The sequence below is a fragment of the Bradyrhizobium erythrophlei genome (assembly GCF_900129425.1).
Classification (GTDB): domain Bacteria; phylum Pseudomonadota; class Alphaproteobacteria; order Rhizobiales; family Xanthobacteraceae; genus Bradyrhizobium; species Bradyrhizobium erythrophlei_C.
The window spans coordinates 8554480-8573127 of the sequence record NZ_LT670817.1 but is presented as its reverse complement, the minus strand read 5'-3'; the positions used below and the strand labels follow the sequence as shown (position 1 = coordinate 8573127).

Genomic DNA, 18648 nt, shown 5'->3' with positions numbered 1-18648 from the left:
ACACACCATCACTTGCTCGTTGAGGCGGTGCAGCGTTCGTGACGCCGCTCCGCAGAGCCGGGACCAAACTGCGTCCGGTGAAATGTGGGCCCCCGCTCGCAGCGCACCGCCATGGCGCGTCGAAGACGCGCGCGACGCGCAAAAGAAACCGGCCCGCCAGATGCTCTGACGGGCCGTTTCGCTGCGACTAAATTGACTAATGGGATGTGCCGGGCGACTTAGCGCGGCGCCAGAACCATGACGACCTGACGGCCTTCAAAGCGCGCGTCCTGCTCGACCTTCGCGATCTCCGCGACGTCGCTCTTGACCTTGTCCAGCAATTTGGTGCCGATTTCCTGATGCGCCATTTCGCGGCCGCGATAGCGCAAGGTGACCTTGACCTTGTCACCCTCCTCGAAAAAGCGCTGCATCGCGCGCATCTTCACGTCGTAATCGTGATCGTCGATCATCGGCCGAAGCTTGATCTCCTTGATCTCGACGATCTTCTGTTTCTTGCGCGCCTCCGCGGCTTTTTTCTGCGCCGAATATTTGAACTTCCCGTAGTCCATGATCTTGCAAACGGGAGGATTGTTATTGGGCGAAATCTCCACAAGATCCATGCCCGCTTCGAGGGCCATCTTGACGGCGGCCGCTGTTTCGACCGTGCCGTGATTCAGGCCGTTCTGGTCGATGAGCTGAACCTGTGCGTTGCGGATTTCATCGTTGGTACGCGGCCCGTCTTTGGTGGCAGCGGGCGGGGCTCTGTTGGGACGGCGAATGGGTAACTCTCCAAGGTTGTGAACGAGGGCAACAGTTTGAAGGAATAAGGCTCAGCGGGCAAGCAAACTCGCGTTGTCGGCGCGAAAACCTTCAAATGCGAGGCATTTTGGTCACGCCGAACAACGCTTAGCCGCGTGGAACGTTCAGACCAGCCACATAGAGACCATGCCTCTGTTCCGCAAGCTCGGCGAAATACTTAATGCCGGTATTGGCGTCCGTTGACGGATCGTGTGTGCTCAATCAAACAGCAGCGAACCAGAGTGACCCCTTCATGACCAATTCCGACGCATTCGAGCAGCCACCCTCCTTCGTCGTGGTAGGCAGGGACAGCGCTGCGCGCAGCATCGCGGTGCGCGCCCGCGCCGGTGGCGCGCCCGGGCTGTTCTGGCTCGGCGGTTTCAATTCGGACATGCGGGGCACCAAGGCGCTGGCGCTGGACGCCTGGGCCGCCGAGCGCGATCGCGCCTCTGTCCGGTTCGATTATTCCGGCCACGGCGAATCCGGCGGCGCGTTCGTCGACGGCACCATCGGGCGCTGGCTGGAAGAGAGCGTCGCGGTGTTCGAGCAATTCTGTACCGGCCCGCAGGTCGTGATCGGCTCGTCGATGGGCGGCTGGATCGCGCTGTTGTTGGCGCGGGAACTGGCGCGGCGCCCGGCAGGACGCGCCTCGCTCGCCGGGCTGGTGCTGATCGCGCCGGCACCGGATTTTACCGAGGAACTGATGTGGAAAGGATTTTCGCCCGAAATTCGTCGGGAGATCGAGAGCCGGGGCGTCTGGCTGCGGCCCTCGGCATACGGCGAGCCCTATCCGATCACCCGCGCGCTGATCGAGGAGGGCCGCAGCCATCTGCTGCTCGGCAGCGCGATCGATGTGGGCTGCCCGGTTCGCATCCTGCAGGGCGCACAGGATCCGGACGTGCCATGGCGGCATGCGTTCGCGCTGGCGGACCGGCTGCCCAGCGACGATGTGGTGCTGACGATGATCCAGGACGGCGATCACCGCCTGTCGCGGCCGCAGGACATCGCGCGGATTCTCGCGGCGGTAGCGGAGATCGGGTGAGGCTTTAGCCGGCAACTTGTCATTCCGGGGCGCACGATAGTGCGAACCCGGAATCTCGAGATTCCGGGTTCGACGCTGTGCGTCGCCCCGGAATGACGGCGTGAATTTCATCACGGTGCGGGACGTTGGGCCGCCATCGGCTTGCGTTGCGCCAGGGCCGCCACGGTGGATGTGCCGATCGCCCCCTGCTGGTCGTACAGAAAACACTCGCCGATCGCGACGCCGTCGGTGGCGTGGTGGTTCACCACCTCGAAGCCGATCCATTCCTTCACCGGCAGGCGGTGCAGATACAGCGTGACGTCGCTGTTGATGTAGCCGAGGCCCTGGTCGCCGGCATTGGCAAAGGGGCTGGCGAAATCCGCCGCCACCGCGACCCGCACGAACGGCGTCAGCGCCGCGCCTTCGACGAGGTCGCGCACTTCGCTCATCCAGAGCCGCCGCGGGCCGACGGTGCCCATCGCGCCCACGATCGGCCGGGTGGCCCATTTGCCGTTCATGCCGAGCCGCGGATCGGTCGGGGCCGGAATGTCCGATGGCGCCGGCACATCCCAGTTCGGCGGCGACCAGACCTGGCCTTGCGGGTCTTGTGTCTTGCGCAACAGCTGGCAAGAGGCGCGCGCCATGCCGACGCCGCCGCTGAAAAAATCGGCCTCGACCACCCTGATGCGCAGGCCATCGCGGACCAGCCGCGTCGTGACCTCGATCGGCGCGAGCGTGGGCAGGCGAAACATGTCCACCGTCAGCCGCGCCGGCACGAAGTCGTCGGCGCCGTGACGCTGCTCGATGGCGAATGCCAGCAGTCCGATGATGACACGGCCGTGCAGCGAATTAGGGTCCCACGGCCCGCGCGCGGCATCGGTGGGAATGTAGGCGTCGCGGTCTCTGGTGAAGAAAGGCTGATTCGTCATGGCGCGGGACCATGACGGAATATGCGCGATGAAATCAAGGGCGGCCATGTTGATCCTCAGAGCCTGAAGGATTCGGACCTCATCCTGAGGAGCTTGCCACCGGGTCCGCGCGAAGCGCGGCCCGATGATAAACTCCGCAAGCGTCTCGAAGGATGGATGCAACGCAGGGACTCGCGGCCATCCTTCGAGACGCGGCCAAGTGGCCGCTCCTCAGGATGAGGAAAGGGCGCTCGTGCGACCGGACTGCCACTCCGTCCGCACGCTCTCGTCCACCTCGGCGTTGATCGCCTTTTCCGCGCGTGCCAAAAACTCCTCCCGCCCGAGCAGTTGCGACAGTGCCCACACGGCGGCACCGCGCACCAGCGGACTTGCGTCATCGAGCAGGCGTTCGGCCTCCGCCGCCAATGCAGGGTCGTTGGAGTTGCCGATCGCGATCAGCACATTGCGAACAAAACGGTCGCGGCCGATGCGCTTGACCGGCGATTTTGTGAACTGCGCGCGAAACGCGGCATCATCGAGCCGGGCGAGTTCGGCGAGCGATGGCGCGCGCAACCCGTCGCGCGCGGCGAGTTTGGTTTCGCGCCCGGCCTGCGCGAACTTGTTCCACGGACAGACCGCGAGGCAATCGTCGCAGCCATAGATTCGGTTGCCGATGGCTTTGCGGAATTCCTGTGGGATCGGCGCCTTGCTCTCGATGGTGAGATAGGAAATGCAGCGCCGTGCATCGAGTTTGTAGGGTGCGGGAAATGCCGACGTCGGGCAGATATCGAGGCAGGCCCGGCACGAGCCGCAATGGTCGGTGTCGGCTTCGTCGCGCGGCAGGTCCGACGTGGTGAAGATCGCGCCGAGAAACAGCCATGAGCCGAATTCGCGCGAGACGAGGTTGGTGTGCTTGCCCTGCCAGCCCAGTCCCGCCGCCTGCGCCAGCGGCTTTTCCATCACCGCGGCGGTATCGACGAACACCTTGACCTCGCCGCCCGAGGTGGCGGCCAGCCACCGCGCCAGCGTCTTCAGTCGCTTCTTGATCAGGTCGTGATAATCGTCGCCCTGCGCATAGACCGAGATCGCGCCGCGCGTGCGTTGTTCGAGGATCGCCAGCGGATTTTGGTCGGGTCCGTAATTGACGCCCAGCATGATCACCGAGCGCACGTCCGGCCACAGCACGCGCGGGTCGGTGCGGCGTTCCGGATGAGCTGCGAGCCAGTCCATGTCGCCATGCGCGCCGGCGTCGAGGAATGCGCGGAAATATGGGCCCGCGCGACCGATCGCATCCGGATCGGCAACGCCGACGCAATCGAATCCGAGCGCGCGCGCTTCGCTCGTGAGCCCAGCCTTCAGATCGGCGGGAGACAGCTTGAGGTGGGCGTTCAGAAGTCGAGGTCCACGTAGGTGCGCGACGCCGGCACGCCCGCCAGCCATTCGCTCAGCAAGGGGCGGAACGACGGGCGGGATTTCACCCGCGCGTACCACGCCTTTGCCGCGTCGTCCTCTATCCATGGCACGTCGCCCAGATAATCGATCGCCGAAAGATGCGCCGCGGCGGCGAGGTCCGCATAGGTCAGCCGGTCGCCGGCCAGAAAATTCCGCGTCTGCGCCAGCCAGCCGATATAGGCCAGATGATAGCGCACATTGGCCTTCGCCGCGCGGATCACATCCGCCGCCGGCGCCCCGCCGCCATCATCTTCGCTCATGAAGCGCTTGTAGATACGCTCGGTGACCAGCGGATTGGAGGCTTCCTCGAAAAATTTTTCGTTGAACCACGCCATCAGCCGGCGCACCTCGATGCGCTCGCCCGCCGTCGTCGGCAGCAGCCGGCGTTGCTTCATCGCGGCGCCATGGGTCTCATCGAGATATTCGGCGATGATCGCGGCGCCGGGAATCGAAGGCTGGCCTTCGGCGATCAACACCGGCGTGGTGCCCGCGGGATTGAGCGCGAGAAAAGCCTCGCGCCGCTCCCAGGCCCGCTCTTCCACCAGCCGCACATCGAGGCCGTATTCGCCGAGCGCCAGGCGGACAAAGCGCGAATGCGGACAGAACGGATGATGAAACAGCGTGAACATGTATCCCTTGATAGTTTTGCGGTGCTTAAGAAATCCTCACCGCGCGAGGCGGCGGCTGTACCGGGGGCAACGCGCCAAACTACCGGAGCGCGCGAATGAGGCAACCTGTGTTTTCACGTTATTTGAGATTGCGGCAGAGGGACGAATAAGCGAGAAGAGCCCGGCTTTTCGCCTCATTTCGATCCTAACGGACCAGTCATGATGTCTGATGCAGTACGTGCGGTGATCCTCGGCGTCGTCGAGGGTGTGACGGAATTCCTGCCGGTTTCCTCGACCGGCCATCTGTTGCTGGCGGAACGATTCTTCGATCTCGGCGCGGGCAGTTTCTGGAACAGTTTTACCGTGCTGATTCAGCTCGGCGCGATTCTCGCGATTGTCGTGATCTATTTCGCAAAACTATGGCGGATCGCGCTCGGCATGTTCTCCAATTCCGACGACCGGCGATTTGTCATCGGCCTGCTGGTGGCGTTCCTGCCGGCGGTGATCATCGGCCTGATCGCCGGGAAATATATCAAGGAAGTTCTGTTTAATCCCTGGGTGGTCTGCTTTTCGCTGATCGTCGGAGGCGCGATCCTGTTGTGGGTCGATCAGATCGATCACAAGCCGTACGAACACGATGCGACCAAGTTTCCGCTGCTGACCTATCTTTGGATCGGCGTCGCGCAATGCCTGGCGATGATTCCCGGGGTGTCGCGCTCCGGGGCCAGCATCGTGGCTGCGATGCTGTTAGGGGCGGACAAGCGCGCGGCGGCGGAATTCTCCTTCTTCCTGGCGATCCCGACCATGGTCGGCGCCTTCGCCTATGATTTCTACAAGAGCCGCGCCGAGATGACGGCCGATCATCTGGGGATCATCGCGATCGGTTTCGTGGTGTCCTTCATCACCGCGATCGTCGTGGTGAAAACATTTTTGAGTTACGTCACCCGCCATGGCTTCACGCTGTTCGCGTGGTGGCGCGTCATCGTCGGCACGCTCGGCCTGATCGCGCTGGCGATGGGGCGGTAGAATTCGCTCCGGGTCATCCCGGCGTCCGCCGGGACGACGGATGAATCACGCGCCATTGCGTTGGAACTGCCCGGCGGCGCGGAAGCGCCAGAGGTATTGCGGGGCGATCGCTTCCAGCGAATCCGCCGCGATTCCCAGGCCTTCCAGGGTCAGCCCGGCGGCCTTCGCCGTCTGGGATACCACATTGTCCGACCGCAGCAGCACCACCTGGTCCGGCGTCAGTTTCAGCGGTCCGGGCGCGAACTGCAGCATCAGCGCCTGCAATTTCGCCAGCCCGAAGGGCAGCGAAACCAGCATGCGCTTGCGTTCGATGGTTGCGAGAATGATTTCCAGGATCTCGCGCATGGTCAGCACTTCCGGACCGCCGAGTTCGTAGGTCGCCCCGGCTTTGGTCTTGCCGTCGACGGCATCGGCGACCGCGGTCGCGACATCGCCGACATAGACCGGCTGCAGTCTTGTCAGGCCGCCGCCGATCAAGGGCAGCATCGGCGACATCCGTGCCAGCGCCGCAAAACGGTTGGTGAATTGATCCTCCGGCCCGAACACCACCGATGGCCGCAGGATCGTCGCCTCGGGCACGGCCGACAGCACCGCCCTTTCGCCGGCGGCCTTGGAGCGTCCGTAACGCGCCGGCGAATTCTCGTCGGCGCCGATCGCCGAGACATGCACCATCCGCGCGCCCACGGCCGCCGCCGCTTTCGCCACCCTGCCGGCGCCTGATCCCTGCACCGCCTCGAAGGTCTGTTCACCGCTTTCGGTCAGAATGCCGACCAGATTGATGGCAGCGTGGGAGTCACGCATCGCGGCTTCCACCGACATCGGGTAGCGCAGATTGGCCTGCACCGCGTGGATCTGGCCGACCCTGCCGAGCGGCTGCAGATGCCCGGCCAGTTCCGGCCGCCGCACCGCGACCCGGACGCGGTAATCGCGCTTGGCGAGCGCGCGGACCACGCTTCGTCCCAGAAAGCCCGATCCCCCGAAAACCGTGACCAGCGTGTCCAGATTCGATGCCATGGGAGTCAATTTCCTGGGGTCAAATTCGATCGGTCGTGGGAGGATTTAGCGGTTTCGCGATACGCCAACATGCCGGCGCTGTACAGCGCATTTGGGCAACGGTTCAACAATTTGACAAGCGCGCAACCGGTCCGTACTAACCGGCCCGGGCCCAGGTGGCGGAATTGGTAGACGCGCTGGCTTCAGGTGCCAGTGGCTTAACGGCCGTGAAGGTTCGAGTCCTTTCCTGGGCACCATCGTGTCAGATAGTGCTGTTATTACTTGGCCAGTGTGCAGAGGTTGTCGAGCACGAGTAGCTTGGGCTTCCATGCCTCGACGATCCCCAGCAGTTCTTCACGGCCATGGGTCGCCCTTCACTGTCTTGAAGACGATGCCCAGGCGGTCCTTGATGTCGGAGAGGTCCATTTCTCCGTCCTCCAGCATGACCCGCTCAGCAGATGGCGCATTCCAGTCATGGAGCGATCCGCCTCCAGCAATCGCGGCGGGCGATGGTAGCCAGCTCTTCCTGATGCCGCTCGGGACGTAGAGCATGGCGAGGCCGCGTTCGAGCAGCCAATCACCGAAGATAGGTTTGCGGGGCAGGGTGGTCGGGTCGTTGCGCAGACGACAGGGCAGGCTGGTTCCTGTGACATTGCTCGGCCTCTATAACGCCTCGATACCGCCACAATTTAGACGATGGATTTCCAGAGATCGGGGAAGGGCCGCCAAGTTTCCCGCAGATTATGCCGCCAGCCACGCGAGCAGTCCGAAGCCTGCGCCGGCTGAAATGGCTTCGCGCGGCGCGCGGGGGCGGATTCCAAGGGTACGCCCATGGCCACTGCAGGGGGTGCATCGGATATTTCGCTGAACGGAGGATTTCCGGATTTGTCGGACGAGTCGGTCAGCGAGTTGGTCAGCTCGATCGATCGCGGCGGATATGGAGTCGTTTCCCATTATTTGAAGCAGCACGAGCTTGATCAGCTTCACGCCTTCGTTGAAGATACAGTTCAGGCCGCGGGAAACCAGTATGTCTGTTTCACGGGCTGTGAAGATTTGGCAGGCACGCCGCTTGAGCGAATGGCCAAATCCCCGATATTCCGACGGCTTTGCACGCGCGTTTATGAACGCGCGACGGGAAATCAGGCCCCCGATCAGCCGTACTACCAAATTCTGCGCTGTCTGACCGGCTCCTCGAGTCAACAACACTCGCTCCGGTTCCACTACGACTCCTATGTGCTAACTGCCTTGCTCCCGATCTGTGTTCCGGAAGGACGGCACTCCGGCGAACTCCTCATGGTTCCAAACACTCGCTCTGTCAGAACGTGGTATGCACAAAACCTGATTGATAAATTGCTCGTAGACAATCCGCTCACACAGTTACTGCTGAGGCGTTTGGCGAAAGCGCCTTCTTCGCATCTGGTCCGGATCAAATTGAAGCCGGGCAACCTGTATCTTTTCTGGGGCTATCGCTCCATCCACACCAACGAGCCTTGCGATCCTGACAAGACGCGCGCGACTGCCCTGTTCCATTATGTCGATCCGCACACCGACAGCCGTCTAAAGCGTGCCCTACGTGGGTCAGGGCCATTGTGACTCGCCGGATTGCTGTCTGGATCGTCCGCTCCTTTCCTGGGCACCATTCCTGCCCAAGCCCATGATTTCTCTGCATGCCCGAGAACCCCACAGGCGGCCCTGCGCGAAATCACCGCGCCGTGGCATTCACTTCGCTTTGACCTTGGGGCTGTCGCCGCCGGCGGGCTTGGCGCGGATACGCAGGTGGCCGCCCTCGATCTTCTCGAAGTCGAACCCGCCGCCGTTGCGCACGAGGTCGCTCAGCTTCCTGAAACCGAAGGTGCGGACGTCGAAATCCGACACCAGATTTACCAGCACCGATCCCACGGTATCGAGCCTGACCCACCCATCCTCGCTTTCAATCTGAGAAATCGCCTTTTCCAGAATCGGGATCGCGGCGCTGGGCGGCTGCAGTGACCTGGACTTCGGTGCTGCGCCGGAATTGGCCGCCGGTGTCTCGGACACCAGATTCTCGGTGTAGATGAAGCGGCGGCACGCCTGCCGGAAACTTTCCGGGGTGTCCTGTTTGCCGAATCCGTAGACGTCGGCGCCCTGTTCACGCAGGCGGGATGCCAGCCGGGTAAAATCGCTGTCGGACGACACCAGGCAAAATCCTTCGAACCGTCCGCTGTGCAGCAGATCCATCGCATCGATGACGAGCGCAATGTCGGAGGCGTTCTTGCCCTTGGTGTAGGCGAACTGCTGGTAGGGATCGATGGCGTGCTTTGACAGGATATCGGCCCATGATCTGAGCTGCGGGCCGGAAAAATCCCCGTAAATGCGCCGTACGCTGGCTTCTCCGAACTTCGCCACTTCCTCGAACAGACCGCCGGCGATTTGCGGCGAGGTATTGTCGGCGTCGATGAGCACGGCGAGGCGGGGCAAGCGCTGCTGTTCGATTTTCATCAAGGGCACCTTCGGTTGTGGCGACGGCCGAGTTATATTGACTCGATTCTGCCGATTCCGGAAAATCGCGATAAAAATTACCGCATGTATCCCCTGCGGCCCTGGTTCCAACTGCTATGGGTTCAGGCGAGCAACGGTGCGCCTTTAAAGCCCGGACGGTGGCCGGAACAGGCCGCACCGGAGGCGATCCGTTCCAGATCAGATTCGGCCTTGACCGGAACGACCGGGATCGCCGACAAGCCGTCGCGGCGAGCTTTCCGCAGCTCTGACCTATGTTCGTGGCCTGAACAGCACGCCGGACGCTCGCCTCTTGACCGTTTGGGCGGTAGTTTGACCCCCATCGATTCGACGAGGTTCGTAAACAACATGACCGTACGCCTGCACCGCGGCGACCTGCCTGATCTCACCCGCTACACCGATTCGGTGGCGATCGACACCGAGACCATGGGGCTGCATCCGCATCGCGACCGGCTCTGCGTGGTGCAGCTGTCGAACGGCGACGGCAGCGCCGACGTGGTGCAGATTCCCAAGGGCCAGACCGACACGCCGAACCTGAAGGCGTTGCTGGCCAATCCGAAAATCACCAAGATTTTTCATTTCGCGCGGTTCGATATTGCCGCGCTCGACAACGCCTTCGGCGTGATGCCGCAGCCGGTGTATTGCACCAAGATCGCCTCGCGGCTGGCCCGCACCTATACCGATCGCCACGGCCTGAAGGATCTGGTGCGCGAGTTGCTCAACATCGATCTGTCGAAGCAGCAGCAATCCAGCGACTGGGGCTCGCAGACCCTGAGCGAGGCGCAACTTGCCTACGCGGCCTCCGACGTGCTGCATCTGCATGCGCTGCGCGAGCGCCTCGATATCATGCTGGCGCGCGAGGGCCGTCTGGGGCTGGCGCAATCCTGCTTCGAATTTTTGCCGACGCGGGCGAGGCTCGACCTGCAGGGCTGGGACACCGAGGACATTTTTGCCCATTCGTAGGCTGAGGCCCTTTTGAAGCGCCGAGCCGGCCGGCTTCCGCCCCGTTTCGGTCACACTCATAGCGGGAGGTCCGGGCTGCATAATCCGGCCATCCCGGGTAGAATAGGGGACGCCAGCGCTTGGGAGCAGCGGTGAATTCGGTTCAGAATCCTGCCTATCAAGCCGGAATGGAGGCGCGCTTTGCCATCGCTGCGCGCCACAGCCGGATGGTGCGGGCGCTGCGCATCGCGGTCCCGGCGGCCGTGATCCTGGCGCTGGCGGCCATCGTCGGGGTGTCGGTTTTCAATCCGTTCCGGATGCTGATGCCCAAGCTGCCGCTCGACATCGGAAACCTCGTCGTCTCCGGCACCAAGATCACGATGGAATCGCCGCATCTGTCCGGCTACACGACCGATCAGCGGCCCTACGAAATGTGGGCCAAAACCGCGACCCAGGATGTGACCGATCCGGACCACGTCGATCTCAAGACATTGCGGGCCAAGATGTTGATGGAAGACCAGTCGACCGTCACGCTGGATGCACTCAACGGCCTGTTCAATTCCAAGGACCAGTTGCTGGATCTGCACAAGGATATCTTTCTGCAGACTTCCACGGGCTACGAGGCGCGCCTGACGCAGGCGTTCGTCGACATGGGCAAGGGCACGGTAACGTCGGACGAGCATGTCGACGTCAAATTGCTCAACGGAACCCTGACCTCCGACAGGCTCAGAATTACAGGAGGCGGCGAAGTCGTGAGATTCGAAGGCAATGTGGTGATGAATTTGGACCATCTGCCACCCGCCGAGACGTCCAGCCCGCCCGCCGCCAGCGTATCCGCGGCGCCCGAGCCCGCGGTCGTTCATCCGGCCAAAGCGCGGTCTCAATCCGGCAAAGCCGCCAACCCGAAATGAAGTTCATGATGATGTCTTTCTCGCGCTGCATCCCGTACAGGCGGATCGCGCGCTTCGCCTGTAGCGCCGCTTTTGTGCTGGCGATGAGTGCCGCCGGCGAAGCCGGTGCACAGAGCTCGGTGCAGGGCGTGCCCAATGCCATGCAGGGGTTTACGCAGAATCGCGACCAGCCGATCCAGATCGAAGCCGCCACGCTCGAGATGCGCGACAAGAAAAAGGAAGCGACCTTCTCCGGCAATGTGAAGGTGGTGCAGGGCGACACCACCATGACGTCGAAGACGCTTGTGGTGTTTTACGAATCGAGCCCGGCCCCATCGGAGGCGCCGGCTGCTAACGCTAACGCCAACACTAAGGCGGCGGCGGCAAAATCGGCGCCGATGCAGTCCGCGACCCCGGGTCCCGGCGGAAGTTCGTCGATCAAGCGGCTGGAGGCCAAGGGCAACGTGATCGTCACCCAGAAGGATCAGGTCGTCACCGGGGACACCGCCGTGTTCGATACCAAGACCAACCTGATCACCATGCTCGGCGGGGTGGTGCTGACCCAATGCAAGAATGTGCTTCGCGGTGACCGCCTGTTGGTCGACATGACCACGGGGGTATCGCGGGTGGAATCCGACAGCGGAAAGGTCCAGGGGCTGTTCATCCAGTCGGGACAGGGCTGCGGACCGGCATCGCCCGGCGCGGGGTCGCCTCTGCCGGCCTTCGGCGCTTCAAATAAACCGAAATAATATCAATTGCTTGGCTGCTATCGCGGGGCGGCGAGGTTGAAGCCCGCGGCGTAAACCTGTATCTACGGAACAGCCCGGCGGCGCGATCCGGCCCTCCAATCGCGCGGGGTCCGCTGGGCAAGCGACCTCCATTCCTTCATGTTGCGCGAGCGAATCGAGCGCCGCAACGGAATCACCGTGAAAGGCTGAGCTAAGCGGGGATGGTGGATTTACTCGGCATGTTCCGTCGGCGCCCTGCGAAACGCAGTCCGCCAGGATTTGCGCGCTCCCGCGCAGACATCACCGTGCTTGGCGACAGCATGGGCGAGATCCTGACCAGTCCGGTGCGCGACGCGCCGCCGATCGCGCGCGACGCCCCGCTGCAATTGGATACGCCGCGTCCGGCGGAAAAGCCGCGCCCGGTTTCCCCGCCGCGTCCGAAGACCAATGGCGCGGCAGCGGCTCCGCGGCCGGCACCGCGGACGGGCTATCTGGCTGTGCATAGCGTGGAAAAAAGTTTCGGCACCCGCCAGGTGGTTCGTGGCGTCAGCATCTATGTTCGCCGCGGCGAGGCGGTGGGTTTGCTCGGTCCGAACGGCGCCGGAAAGACCACGGTGTTCTACATGATCACCGGCCTGATCAAGGCCGATCGCGGCGCCATCGAGCTCGATGGCCACGACGTCACCAAGCTGCCGATGTATCAGCGCGCCCGGCTCGGGATCGGTTACCTGCCGCAGGAGGCCTCGATTTTCCGCGGTCTGACGGTAGAGCAGAATATCCGTGCGGTGCTGGAGGTGGTCGAACCCTCCAGGAAAAAACGCGAGGCCGAACTCAACTCCCTGCTCGACGAATTCAACATCACGCGGCTGCGCAAGACGCCGTCGATTGCGCTGTCGGGCGGCGAGCGGCGCCGCGTCGAGATCGCACGCGCGCTGGCGACCCGCCCCAATTACATGCTGCTCGACGAACCCTTCGCCGGCATCGATCCGATCGCGGTAGGCGACATTCAGGATCTTGTCCGCCATCTCACCAATCGCGGCATCGGCGTGCTGATTACCGACCATAATGTGCGGGAAACGCTGGGACTGACCGACCGCGCCTATATCGTCTATGCCGGGGAAATCCTGACCGAGGGCAATCCGGATGAAATCGTCAATAACCCGGATGTACGCCGCCTTTACCTTGGCGAGGAATTCCGGCTTTAGCCCACGACCCACCAAAGTGTGGGCGGTTTGGCGATAAGGTCATGCCTCCATTCAGAATCTATGGCGCGCCCGGACGCAAAACCGGACCCCGTTTTTGCCGGCGGCGGCATAGTCCATTTTTCCAGTCCGTCAAGCCGTGTACATCGGCTTCGGACTAGTTTAAGCAAGAATCGGACCAACTTTTAGGGATCGGTTCTTGCCTCCATGGCACTGACGCAGAGATTAGAGTTCCGGCAGTCGCAATCGCTGGTGATGACGCCGCAGCTGATGCAGGCGATCAAGCTGCTGCAGCTGTCGAATATCGACCTCTCGGCCTTTGTGGAGGAGGAACTCGAGCGAAATCCGCTGCTCGAGCGCGCCAATGACGGCACTGAGCCCCCGGTTCCGGGTGAGCCGACGCCTGAGCAAGCCGAATTTTCCGATTTCGACGATTCCGGTTCCGCCTATGACGACGACGCTGTCACCGAGCGTTCGGGGATGGACAATGGCGCTTCCGACAATTTCGAGCCGGCCCAGGAAGAGTGGATGAATCGCGACCTCGGCAGCCGCGCCGAGATCGAGCAGACCCTGGATACCGGCCTCGACAACGTGTTTTCCGAGGAGCCGGCGGAGGCCGCCGCGCGCACCGCGCAGGACGCGGCGCCGACCGCCTATACCGAGTGGGGCGGCGGCGCCTCCAACGATGACAGCTACAATCTCGAAGCCTTCGTCGCTGCCGAGATCACGCTCGGCAGTCATCTTGCCGAACAGCTGGCGGTGGCTTTTGCGGCGCCTGCGCAGCGCATGATCGGGCAATACCTCATCGACCTCGTCGATGAGGCGGGTTACGTGCCGCCGGATCTGGGGCAGGCCGCCGAGCGGCTTGGAGCCTCGCCCAAAGAGGTCGAGACGGTTCTCGCGGTGCTGCAGAAATTCGATCCGCCCGGCGTCTGCGCGCGAAACCTGAGCGAGTGCCTTGCGATCCAGTTGCGCGAACTCAATCGCTACGACCCCGCGATGCAGGCGCTGGTCGAGCATCTCGATCTGCTGGCCAAGCGCGATATCGCTGCGCTGCGCAAGCTTTGCGGAGTCGACGATGACGACATCACCGACATGATCGGCGAGATTCGTCGTCTCGATCCGAAGCCGGGTCTGAAGTTCGGCTCGGCGCGAACCCAGACCATGGTGCCGGATGTCTATGTGCGGCCGGGGCCGGATGGCGGCTGGCACGTCGAACTCAACAGCGACACGTTGCCGAGGGTGCTGGTCAATCAGATCTATTATACCGAGCTGTCGAAGACGGTCCGCAAGGACGGCGACAAGTCCTATTTCACCGATTGCCTGCAGAACGCGACCTGGCTGGTGCGCGCGCTCGACCAGCGCGCCCGCACTATCCTGAAAGTCGCAACCGAGATCGTGCGCCAGCAGGACGGGTTCTTCACCCACGGCGTGGCGCATCTGCGGCCCCTCAACCTCAAGGCGGTGGCGGACGCGATCCAGATGCATGAATCGACGGTGTCGCGGGTGACCGCCAACAAATACATGGCGACCAATCGCGGCAGCTTCGAACTGAAGTATTTTTTCACCGCCTCGATTGCCTCGGCCGACGGCGGCGAAGCGCATTCGGCGGAGGCGGTCCGCCACCGCATCAAGCAGATGATCGATGCCGAAGACCCCGCGGTGATCCTTTCCGACGACACCATCGTGGAACGATTGCGCGCATCCGGCATTGATATTGCCCGTCGCACGGTCGCGAAGTATCGCGAGGCGATGCGAATCCCGTCCTCGGTGCAGCGCCGCCGCGACAAACAAAGCATGCTCGGCAATGCGCTCTCGGCCCCCGCCGCATCCTCCGACCGGTCCCGGGATACGCAGCCCGCGTGATTGCGCCCGGGCCAAATCGGAATAGTGTCCGTTCCGCTCCAGAATCGAGGCGCCAACAATGACTCTGCGGATCTCGGGAAAAAGCATCAACGTTGGCGAGGCACTGCGCGGCCGCGTCAGCGAGCGCACCGATGAAGTGCTGCGCAAATATTTCGACGGTAATTATTCCGGCCACATCACGCTGAGCAAGGATGGCTTCGGCTTCCGCACCGATTGCTCGCTGCATCTGGATTCCGGAATTACGCTCGAGGCGGATTCCAATGCCGCCGATGCCTATGCCAGCGCCGATCAGGCGCTGATCATGATCGAAAAGCGACTGCGCCGCTACAAGAGCCGTCTCAAGGACCGCTCGGCCCGCAAGGCCCACGCGGCTTCGGCGGCGCTCGCCGGGATGGACGCGCCGACCCTCAATGCGCCCAGCTATGTGATCGAGGCGCCCGCGGGAGACGACGAGCACGACGAGGCCGGCTACAGCCCGGTCATCATCGCGGAAGCGACCACGTCGCTGAAGCGGCTTTCGGTCAGCGAGGCCGTGATGGAACTGGATCTGACCGGCGCCGCCTGCATCGTGTTCCAGCACGGATCGAGCGGCCGGGTGAACATCATTTACCGGCGGGCCGACGGCAATGTCGGCTGGGTCGACCCCCCGGCGGTGAACTCCGGGGAGTAGCGTGTCAATCGGAGTTGACGCTTCCGGGGACCCTCCCTATGGTCCGCCGCCCCCGGGGATAGAGGCTAGGGAACAGGTTCACGGGAGTTGGCACCGGTCTTGCGTTGGAGTAGAAGCCCCCAATTAGGACCCGGGCGTAAGCCCGCCTCCCGCCCCATCTTCCTGAAGCTACCCGCTGCAACCCATTTCGCAACCTGATGGTCAATTCACCTCGGAACGCCCCATGACGATTACCGATCTGGTCGCGCCCGAGGCGATTCTCCCGGCGTTGAAGGTCAACAGCAAGAAGCAGGCGCTGCAGGAACTGGCGGCGCGGGCCGCCCTCCTGACCGGGCAGAACGAGCGTGCCGTTTTCGAGGTTCTGCTGCAGCGCGAAAAGCTTGGGACCACCGCGGTCGGCTACGGCGTCGCCATCCCGCACGGCAAGCTTCCCAAACTGGAAAAGCTGTTCGGACTGTTCGCGCGGCTGGAACGTCCGATCGATTTCGAGGCGATGGACGGCCAGCCGGTCGACCTGGTGTTCCTGCTGCTGGCGCCGGAAGGCGCCGGCGCCGATCATTTGAAAGCCCTTGCCCGCATCGCGCGGCTGTTGCGCGATCAGGACGTCGCCAAGAAGCTGCGCGCCTCGCGCGATGCGCAGGCGATCTATTCGGTGCTGGCATTGCCCCCGGCGAGTGCGGCGTAGAGCGGCCCCCGACTCGGATTGCTCAGGGATTGTTGCGCTTTTAGCTTGAAAACGACCGCAGGCTGGTCACAGTCGGCGATGGCTTAACTTCTGTCGAGTGATCGACTTAAGTGATTGCGCCCGGATGACAACGCTATCGCTATCGCCGTGACCAGATTTTGGGGCGCGCATTGGATATTCACAAGCGGAAGACGGGCAAAAAAATACACGGGCATGTTCCCGATAAACTGGGCGCATAACCCGCGTATCACGAATCTCAATTTGCTGAATCGAGAGCGCAGCAAGCACTCCTTCAGCGACGCCGAAAGCCTCCGTTTAGTGAACGCTGACGGCCTGCAATTCGTTGCTCCATGCATTCGCGATCGCAGCTTCCCGGCTATCGGTCAGCATGATCGGCGTGCCGTCGGCGGCATGCAGCGCGAAAAGCTTCAGTCCCGGCGCGATCTTCGGCGCCTGCGGAAACAGTCCCGGTACGTCCTCGGAACGGATCTGCTTCACATAGGCGATATGGCCCTCGCCAAGTGTCGCCAGCGCCTCGGTGGAGACGCTTTCGGGTTCAAACACAACACCAACTTCTGTCATGGTCTCGACTCCTCTGTCAGACTAAGCGGTCGAGTCCGCTACTCGTTCCATTATTCGTGTTCATTGATAGCGATTGTCTTAACGACCTTTTCCGGCTCGGGCCGGGCCAGATCGATCGACAACAGCCCGTTTTTCAAGTCCGCGCCCAGCACCTGCATCCCCTCCGCCAGCACGAAGGTGCGCTGGAAGTGGCGTGCGGCGATGCCGCGATGGATATATTGCCGGGCCTTGTCGTCCTGCTGGCGGCCCCGGATCACGAGCTGGTTTTCCTCAATGGTTACATCGAGTTGATCGCGGGTGAAACCCGCCACCGCCAGCGTGATGCGTAACCGTTCGGGTTGGCCGCTATTACGGTCGCACCGCTCGATATTGTACGGCGGATAACCGTCTGCGCCCTTGACGACCCGGTCGAGCACACGCTCGATTTCGTCGAATCCCAGCAGGAACGGACTGGATAACGAAGGAACACGAGACATAATTTACAAAGTCCTCTCGAAGCGACTTTGGCATTTCAGGGCCCTTGCGGCACCCATTTTGGCCGTCCGGCGAATCTGCCGTCCGGGTCGACAGGGAATATGGGCATGATTCTGCAGGCGTTCAAGCACCCCGCGAACCCGGGCGGTGGACCGCATTCAATGACGGAGCGGCGGGGCTCAAAGGTCGATCCGCCGGCGGCCGTCGGCTGAGAACAGGTGCAATTTTTCGCGCGGCGCAATGGCCCTGATTCGCTCGCCGATGGCAGGCGCGACCGCGCCGGGAATCCGGACGATCACTTCGCCCGGCGGCAACTCCCCGGGATTGGCGGCAACGCCTTGCACTTCGTGCCGGCGGGTACCGTAGATGAAGGTCTCGGCGCCGACGCGCTCGATTGCTTCCACGGTGAGCTCGAGCGCGAGGCCGCCGCCGGCGATTGGATCGCTCGAAATCACAAAGTCCTCGGGGCGGATTCCCAGAATGCCGGCTTCGCCGGCCGCGGCGCCGCTGTCGCCGGCGAACTGCACTTTGATTTCGTCCGACCGCAGCGGCAGCAGATTCATCGGCGGCGCGCCGATGAAGGAAGCGACGAAGGTCGTCGCCGGCTTCTGGTAGATATCAAGCGGGTTGCCGATCTGCTCGACGCGGCCGCCGTTCATGACGACCAGAATATCGGCGAGCGTCATCGCCTCCAGCTGGTCGTGGGTGACATAGATCGACGTCGTCTTCAGCCGCCGTTGCAATTTCCGGATTTCGACGCGCATCGCGATCCGCAGCTTGGCGTCGAGGTTGGACAAGGGTTCGTCGAACAGAAATACTTTCGGCTGCCGCACGATGGCGCGGCCCATCGCGACCCGCTGGCGCTGGCCGCCGGAGAGCTGCTGCGGCTTGCGGTCGAGCATGGGACCGAGTTCGAGAATGCGGGCGGCTTCCTGGACGCGGGTGTCGATCTCGGGCTTGGGCATGCCGCGGTTGCGCAGGCCATAGGCCATGTTGTTGTAGACGCTCATATGCGGATAGAGCGCGTAATTCTGGAACACCATGGCGATGTCGCGCTCAGCCGGCTCGATCCAGTTGACGATGCGCCCGCCGATGTCGATCTCGCCGCCGGTGATGGTCTCGAGCCCCGCGACCATCCGCAGCAGCGTGGATTTGCCGCAGCCGGAAGGGCCGACCAGCACGCAGAACTGGCCGTCGGCGACTTCCAGGCCGATGCCCTTGATGGCGTCAAAGCCGCCGGGATAGGTCTTGGTTACGTTTCTGAGCGTGACGCTAGCCATGCGATTTTCCGGTAGGGGCGAACAGCGAATAGCCAATGGCGAATAGGG

Annotated in this window: 21 protein-coding genes and 1 tRNA gene; 11 read left to right on the top strand and 11 right to left on the bottom strand. The window is 62.8% G+C overall.

Annotation, left to right across the window (positions count from 1 at the left end):
- Window positions 1-218 precede the first annotated feature (218 nt).
- A complete protein-coding gene (gene infC, locus B5527_RS40740) occupies window positions 219-758 on the bottom strand; it encodes a translation initiation factor IF-3 (RefSeq protein ID WP_079606525.1) in 540 nt (179 codons plus the stop codon).
- Between the two features lie 272 nt (window positions 759-1030).
- Between infC and B5527_RS40735 the strand changes: the two genes are divergently transcribed.
- Window positions 1031-1819, top strand: a complete 789-nt coding sequence (locus B5527_RS40735) for an alpha/beta hydrolase (RefSeq protein WP_079606524.1) — start codon at window positions 1031-1033, stop codon at window positions 1817-1819.
- Between the two features lie 110 nt (window positions 1820-1929).
- Here B5527_RS40735 and B5527_RS40730 read toward each other — a convergent pair whose 3' ends face one another.
- The 3 genes from B5527_RS40730 to B5527_RS40720 all read right to left on the bottom strand — a co-directional run bounded on the left by B5527_RS40730 (window position 1930) and on the right by B5527_RS40720 (window position 4787).
- Entirely contained in the window at window positions 1930-2727 is a 798-nt protein-coding gene (locus B5527_RS40730; protein ID WP_079607883.1) for an acyl-CoA thioesterase domain-containing protein, read from the bottom strand.
- Between the two features lie 210 nt (window positions 2728-2937).
- Complete coding sequence (queG, locus tag B5527_RS40725) at window positions 2938-4146, bottom strand: tRNA epoxyqueuosine(34) reductase QueG (protein ID WP_079606523.1); 1209 nt, start codon at window positions 4144-4146, stop codon at window positions 2938-2940.
- Complete coding sequence (locus B5527_RS40720) at window positions 4095-4787, bottom strand: glutathione S-transferase family protein (RefSeq protein ID WP_079606522.1); 693 nt, start codon at window positions 4785-4787, stop codon at window positions 4095-4097. The genes queG and B5527_RS40720 overlap by 52 nt, the downstream gene beginning before the upstream one ends.
- Window positions 4788-4985: 198 nt before the next feature.
- Between B5527_RS40720 and B5527_RS40715 the strand changes: the two genes are divergently transcribed.
- The gene (locus tag B5527_RS40715; RefSeq protein WP_079606521.1) at window positions 4986-5792 is read left to right on the top strand and encodes an undecaprenyl-diphosphate phosphatase; all 807 of its coding nucleotides are present in this window, start codon (window positions 4986-4988) and stop codon (window positions 5790-5792) included.
- Window positions 5793-5837: 45 nt separating this feature from the next.
- Here the strand turns inward: B5527_RS40715 and B5527_RS40710 are convergent, their stop codons facing one another.
- Window positions 5838-6806 carry a complex I NDUFA9 subunit family protein gene (locus B5527_RS40710; RefSeq protein ID WP_079606520.1) on the bottom strand — a complete coding sequence of 323 codons (969 nt, stop codon included), beginning with the start codon at window positions 6804-6806 and terminating at the stop codon, window positions 5838-5840.
- A 149-nt stretch (window positions 6807-6955) separates the two neighbouring features.
- Here B5527_RS40710 and B5527_RS40705 point away from each other — a divergent pair.
- A tRNA-Leu gene (locus B5527_RS40705) sits at window positions 6956-7042 on the top strand.
- 97 nt (window positions 7043-7139) lie between these two features.
- Here the strand turns inward: B5527_RS40705 and B5527_RS40700 are convergent.
- Window positions 7140-7337: a hypothetical protein gene (locus B5527_RS40700; RefSeq protein ID WP_079606519.1), complete on the bottom strand. Its 198-nt coding sequence runs from the start codon at window positions 7335-7337 to the stop codon at window positions 7140-7142.
- Between the two features lie 279 nt (window positions 7338-7616).
- Here B5527_RS40700 and B5527_RS40695 point away from each other — a divergent pair, with 279 nt between their 5' ends.
- Window positions 7617-8378 (top strand): hypothetical protein, encoded by a 762-nt coding sequence (locus tag B5527_RS40695; protein WP_245332434.1) that lies wholly within the window; start codon window positions 7617-7619, stop codon window positions 8376-8378.
- A gap of 126 nt (window positions 8379-8504) precedes the next feature.
- On the opposite strand, the gene B5527_RS40690 is transcribed toward B5527_RS40695, so the two are convergent.
- Window positions 8505-9263 (bottom strand): NYN domain-containing protein, encoded by a 759-nt coding sequence (locus B5527_RS40690; protein WP_079607881.1) that lies wholly within the window; start codon window positions 9261-9263, stop codon window positions 8505-8507.
- Window positions 9264-9385: 122 nt separating this feature from the next.
- Complete coding sequence (locus B5527_RS45050) at window positions 9386-9631, bottom strand: hypothetical protein (protein ID WP_154072789.1); 246 nt, start codon at window positions 9629-9631, stop codon at window positions 9386-9388.
- On the opposite strand from B5527_RS45050, the gene B5527_RS40685 reads away from it, so the two are divergent.
- From B5527_RS40685 to ptsN, 7 genes are all read left to right on the top strand, one after another.
- The gene (locus B5527_RS40685) at window positions 9630-10244 is read left to right on the top strand and encodes a ribonuclease D (RefSeq protein WP_079606518.1); all 615 of its coding nucleotides are present in this window, start codon (window positions 9630-9632) and stop codon (window positions 10242-10244) included. The two genes, B5527_RS45050 and B5527_RS40685, sit on opposite strands and share 2 nt — an antisense overlap.
- A gap of 131 nt (window positions 10245-10375) precedes the next feature.
- Window positions 10376-11134 (top strand): LPS export ABC transporter periplasmic protein LptC, encoded by a 759-nt coding sequence (lptC, locus tag B5527_RS40680; RefSeq protein ID WP_079607880.1) that lies wholly within the window; start codon window positions 10376-10378, stop codon window positions 11132-11134.
- A gap of 5 nt (window positions 11135-11139) precedes the next feature.
- Entirely contained in the window at window positions 11140-11862 is a 723-nt protein-coding gene (locus B5527_RS40675) for an LptA/OstA family protein (protein ID WP_079607879.1), read from the top strand.
- A gap of 200 nt (window positions 11863-12062) precedes the next feature.
- Window positions 12063-13046, top strand: a complete 984-nt coding sequence (lptB, locus tag B5527_RS40670; protein WP_079606517.1) for an LPS export ABC transporter ATP-binding protein — start codon at window positions 12063-12065, stop codon at window positions 13044-13046.
- Between the two features lie 204 nt (window positions 13047-13250).
- Entirely contained in the window at window positions 13251-14909 is a 1659-nt protein-coding gene (gene rpoN, locus B5527_RS40665) for an RNA polymerase factor sigma-54 (RefSeq protein WP_079606516.1), read from the top strand.
- 58 nt (window positions 14910-14967) lie between these two features.
- On the top strand, window positions 14968-15579 hold the full coding sequence (gene hpf, locus B5527_RS40660) for a ribosome hibernation-promoting factor, HPF/YfiA family (protein WP_079606515.1): 612 nt from the start codon (window positions 14968-14970) through the stop codon (window positions 15577-15579).
- A 223-nt stretch (window positions 15580-15802) separates the two neighbouring features.
- Window positions 15803-16264 carry a PTS IIA-like nitrogen regulatory protein PtsN gene (ptsN, locus tag B5527_RS40655; protein ID WP_079606514.1) on the top strand — a complete coding sequence of 154 codons (462 nt, stop codon included), beginning with the start codon at window positions 15803-15805 and terminating at the stop codon, window positions 16262-16264.
- A gap of 315 nt (window positions 16265-16579) precedes the next feature.
- On the opposite strand, the gene B5527_RS40650 is transcribed toward ptsN, so the two are convergent.
- The 3 genes from B5527_RS40650 to B5527_RS40640 all read right to left on the bottom strand — a co-directional run bounded on the left by B5527_RS40650 (window position 16580) and on the right by B5527_RS40640 (window position 18600).
- Window positions 16580-16846 carry a DUF1150 family protein gene (locus B5527_RS40650; RefSeq protein ID WP_079606513.1) on the bottom strand — a complete coding sequence of 89 codons (267 nt, stop codon included), beginning with the start codon at window positions 16844-16846 and terminating at the stop codon, window positions 16580-16582.
- A 50-nt stretch (window positions 16847-16896) separates the two neighbouring features.
- On the bottom strand, window positions 16897-17322 hold the full coding sequence (locus B5527_RS40645) for an Hsp20 family protein (protein ID WP_079606512.1): 426 nt from the start codon (window positions 17320-17322) through the stop codon (window positions 16897-16899).
- Window positions 17323-17499: 177 nt separating this feature from the next.
- A complete protein-coding gene (locus B5527_RS40640; protein ID WP_079606511.1) occupies window positions 17500-18600 on the bottom strand; it encodes a sn-glycerol-3-phosphate import ATP-binding protein UgpC in 1101 nt (366 codons plus the stop codon).
- Window positions 18601-18648 lie beyond the last annotated feature (48 nt).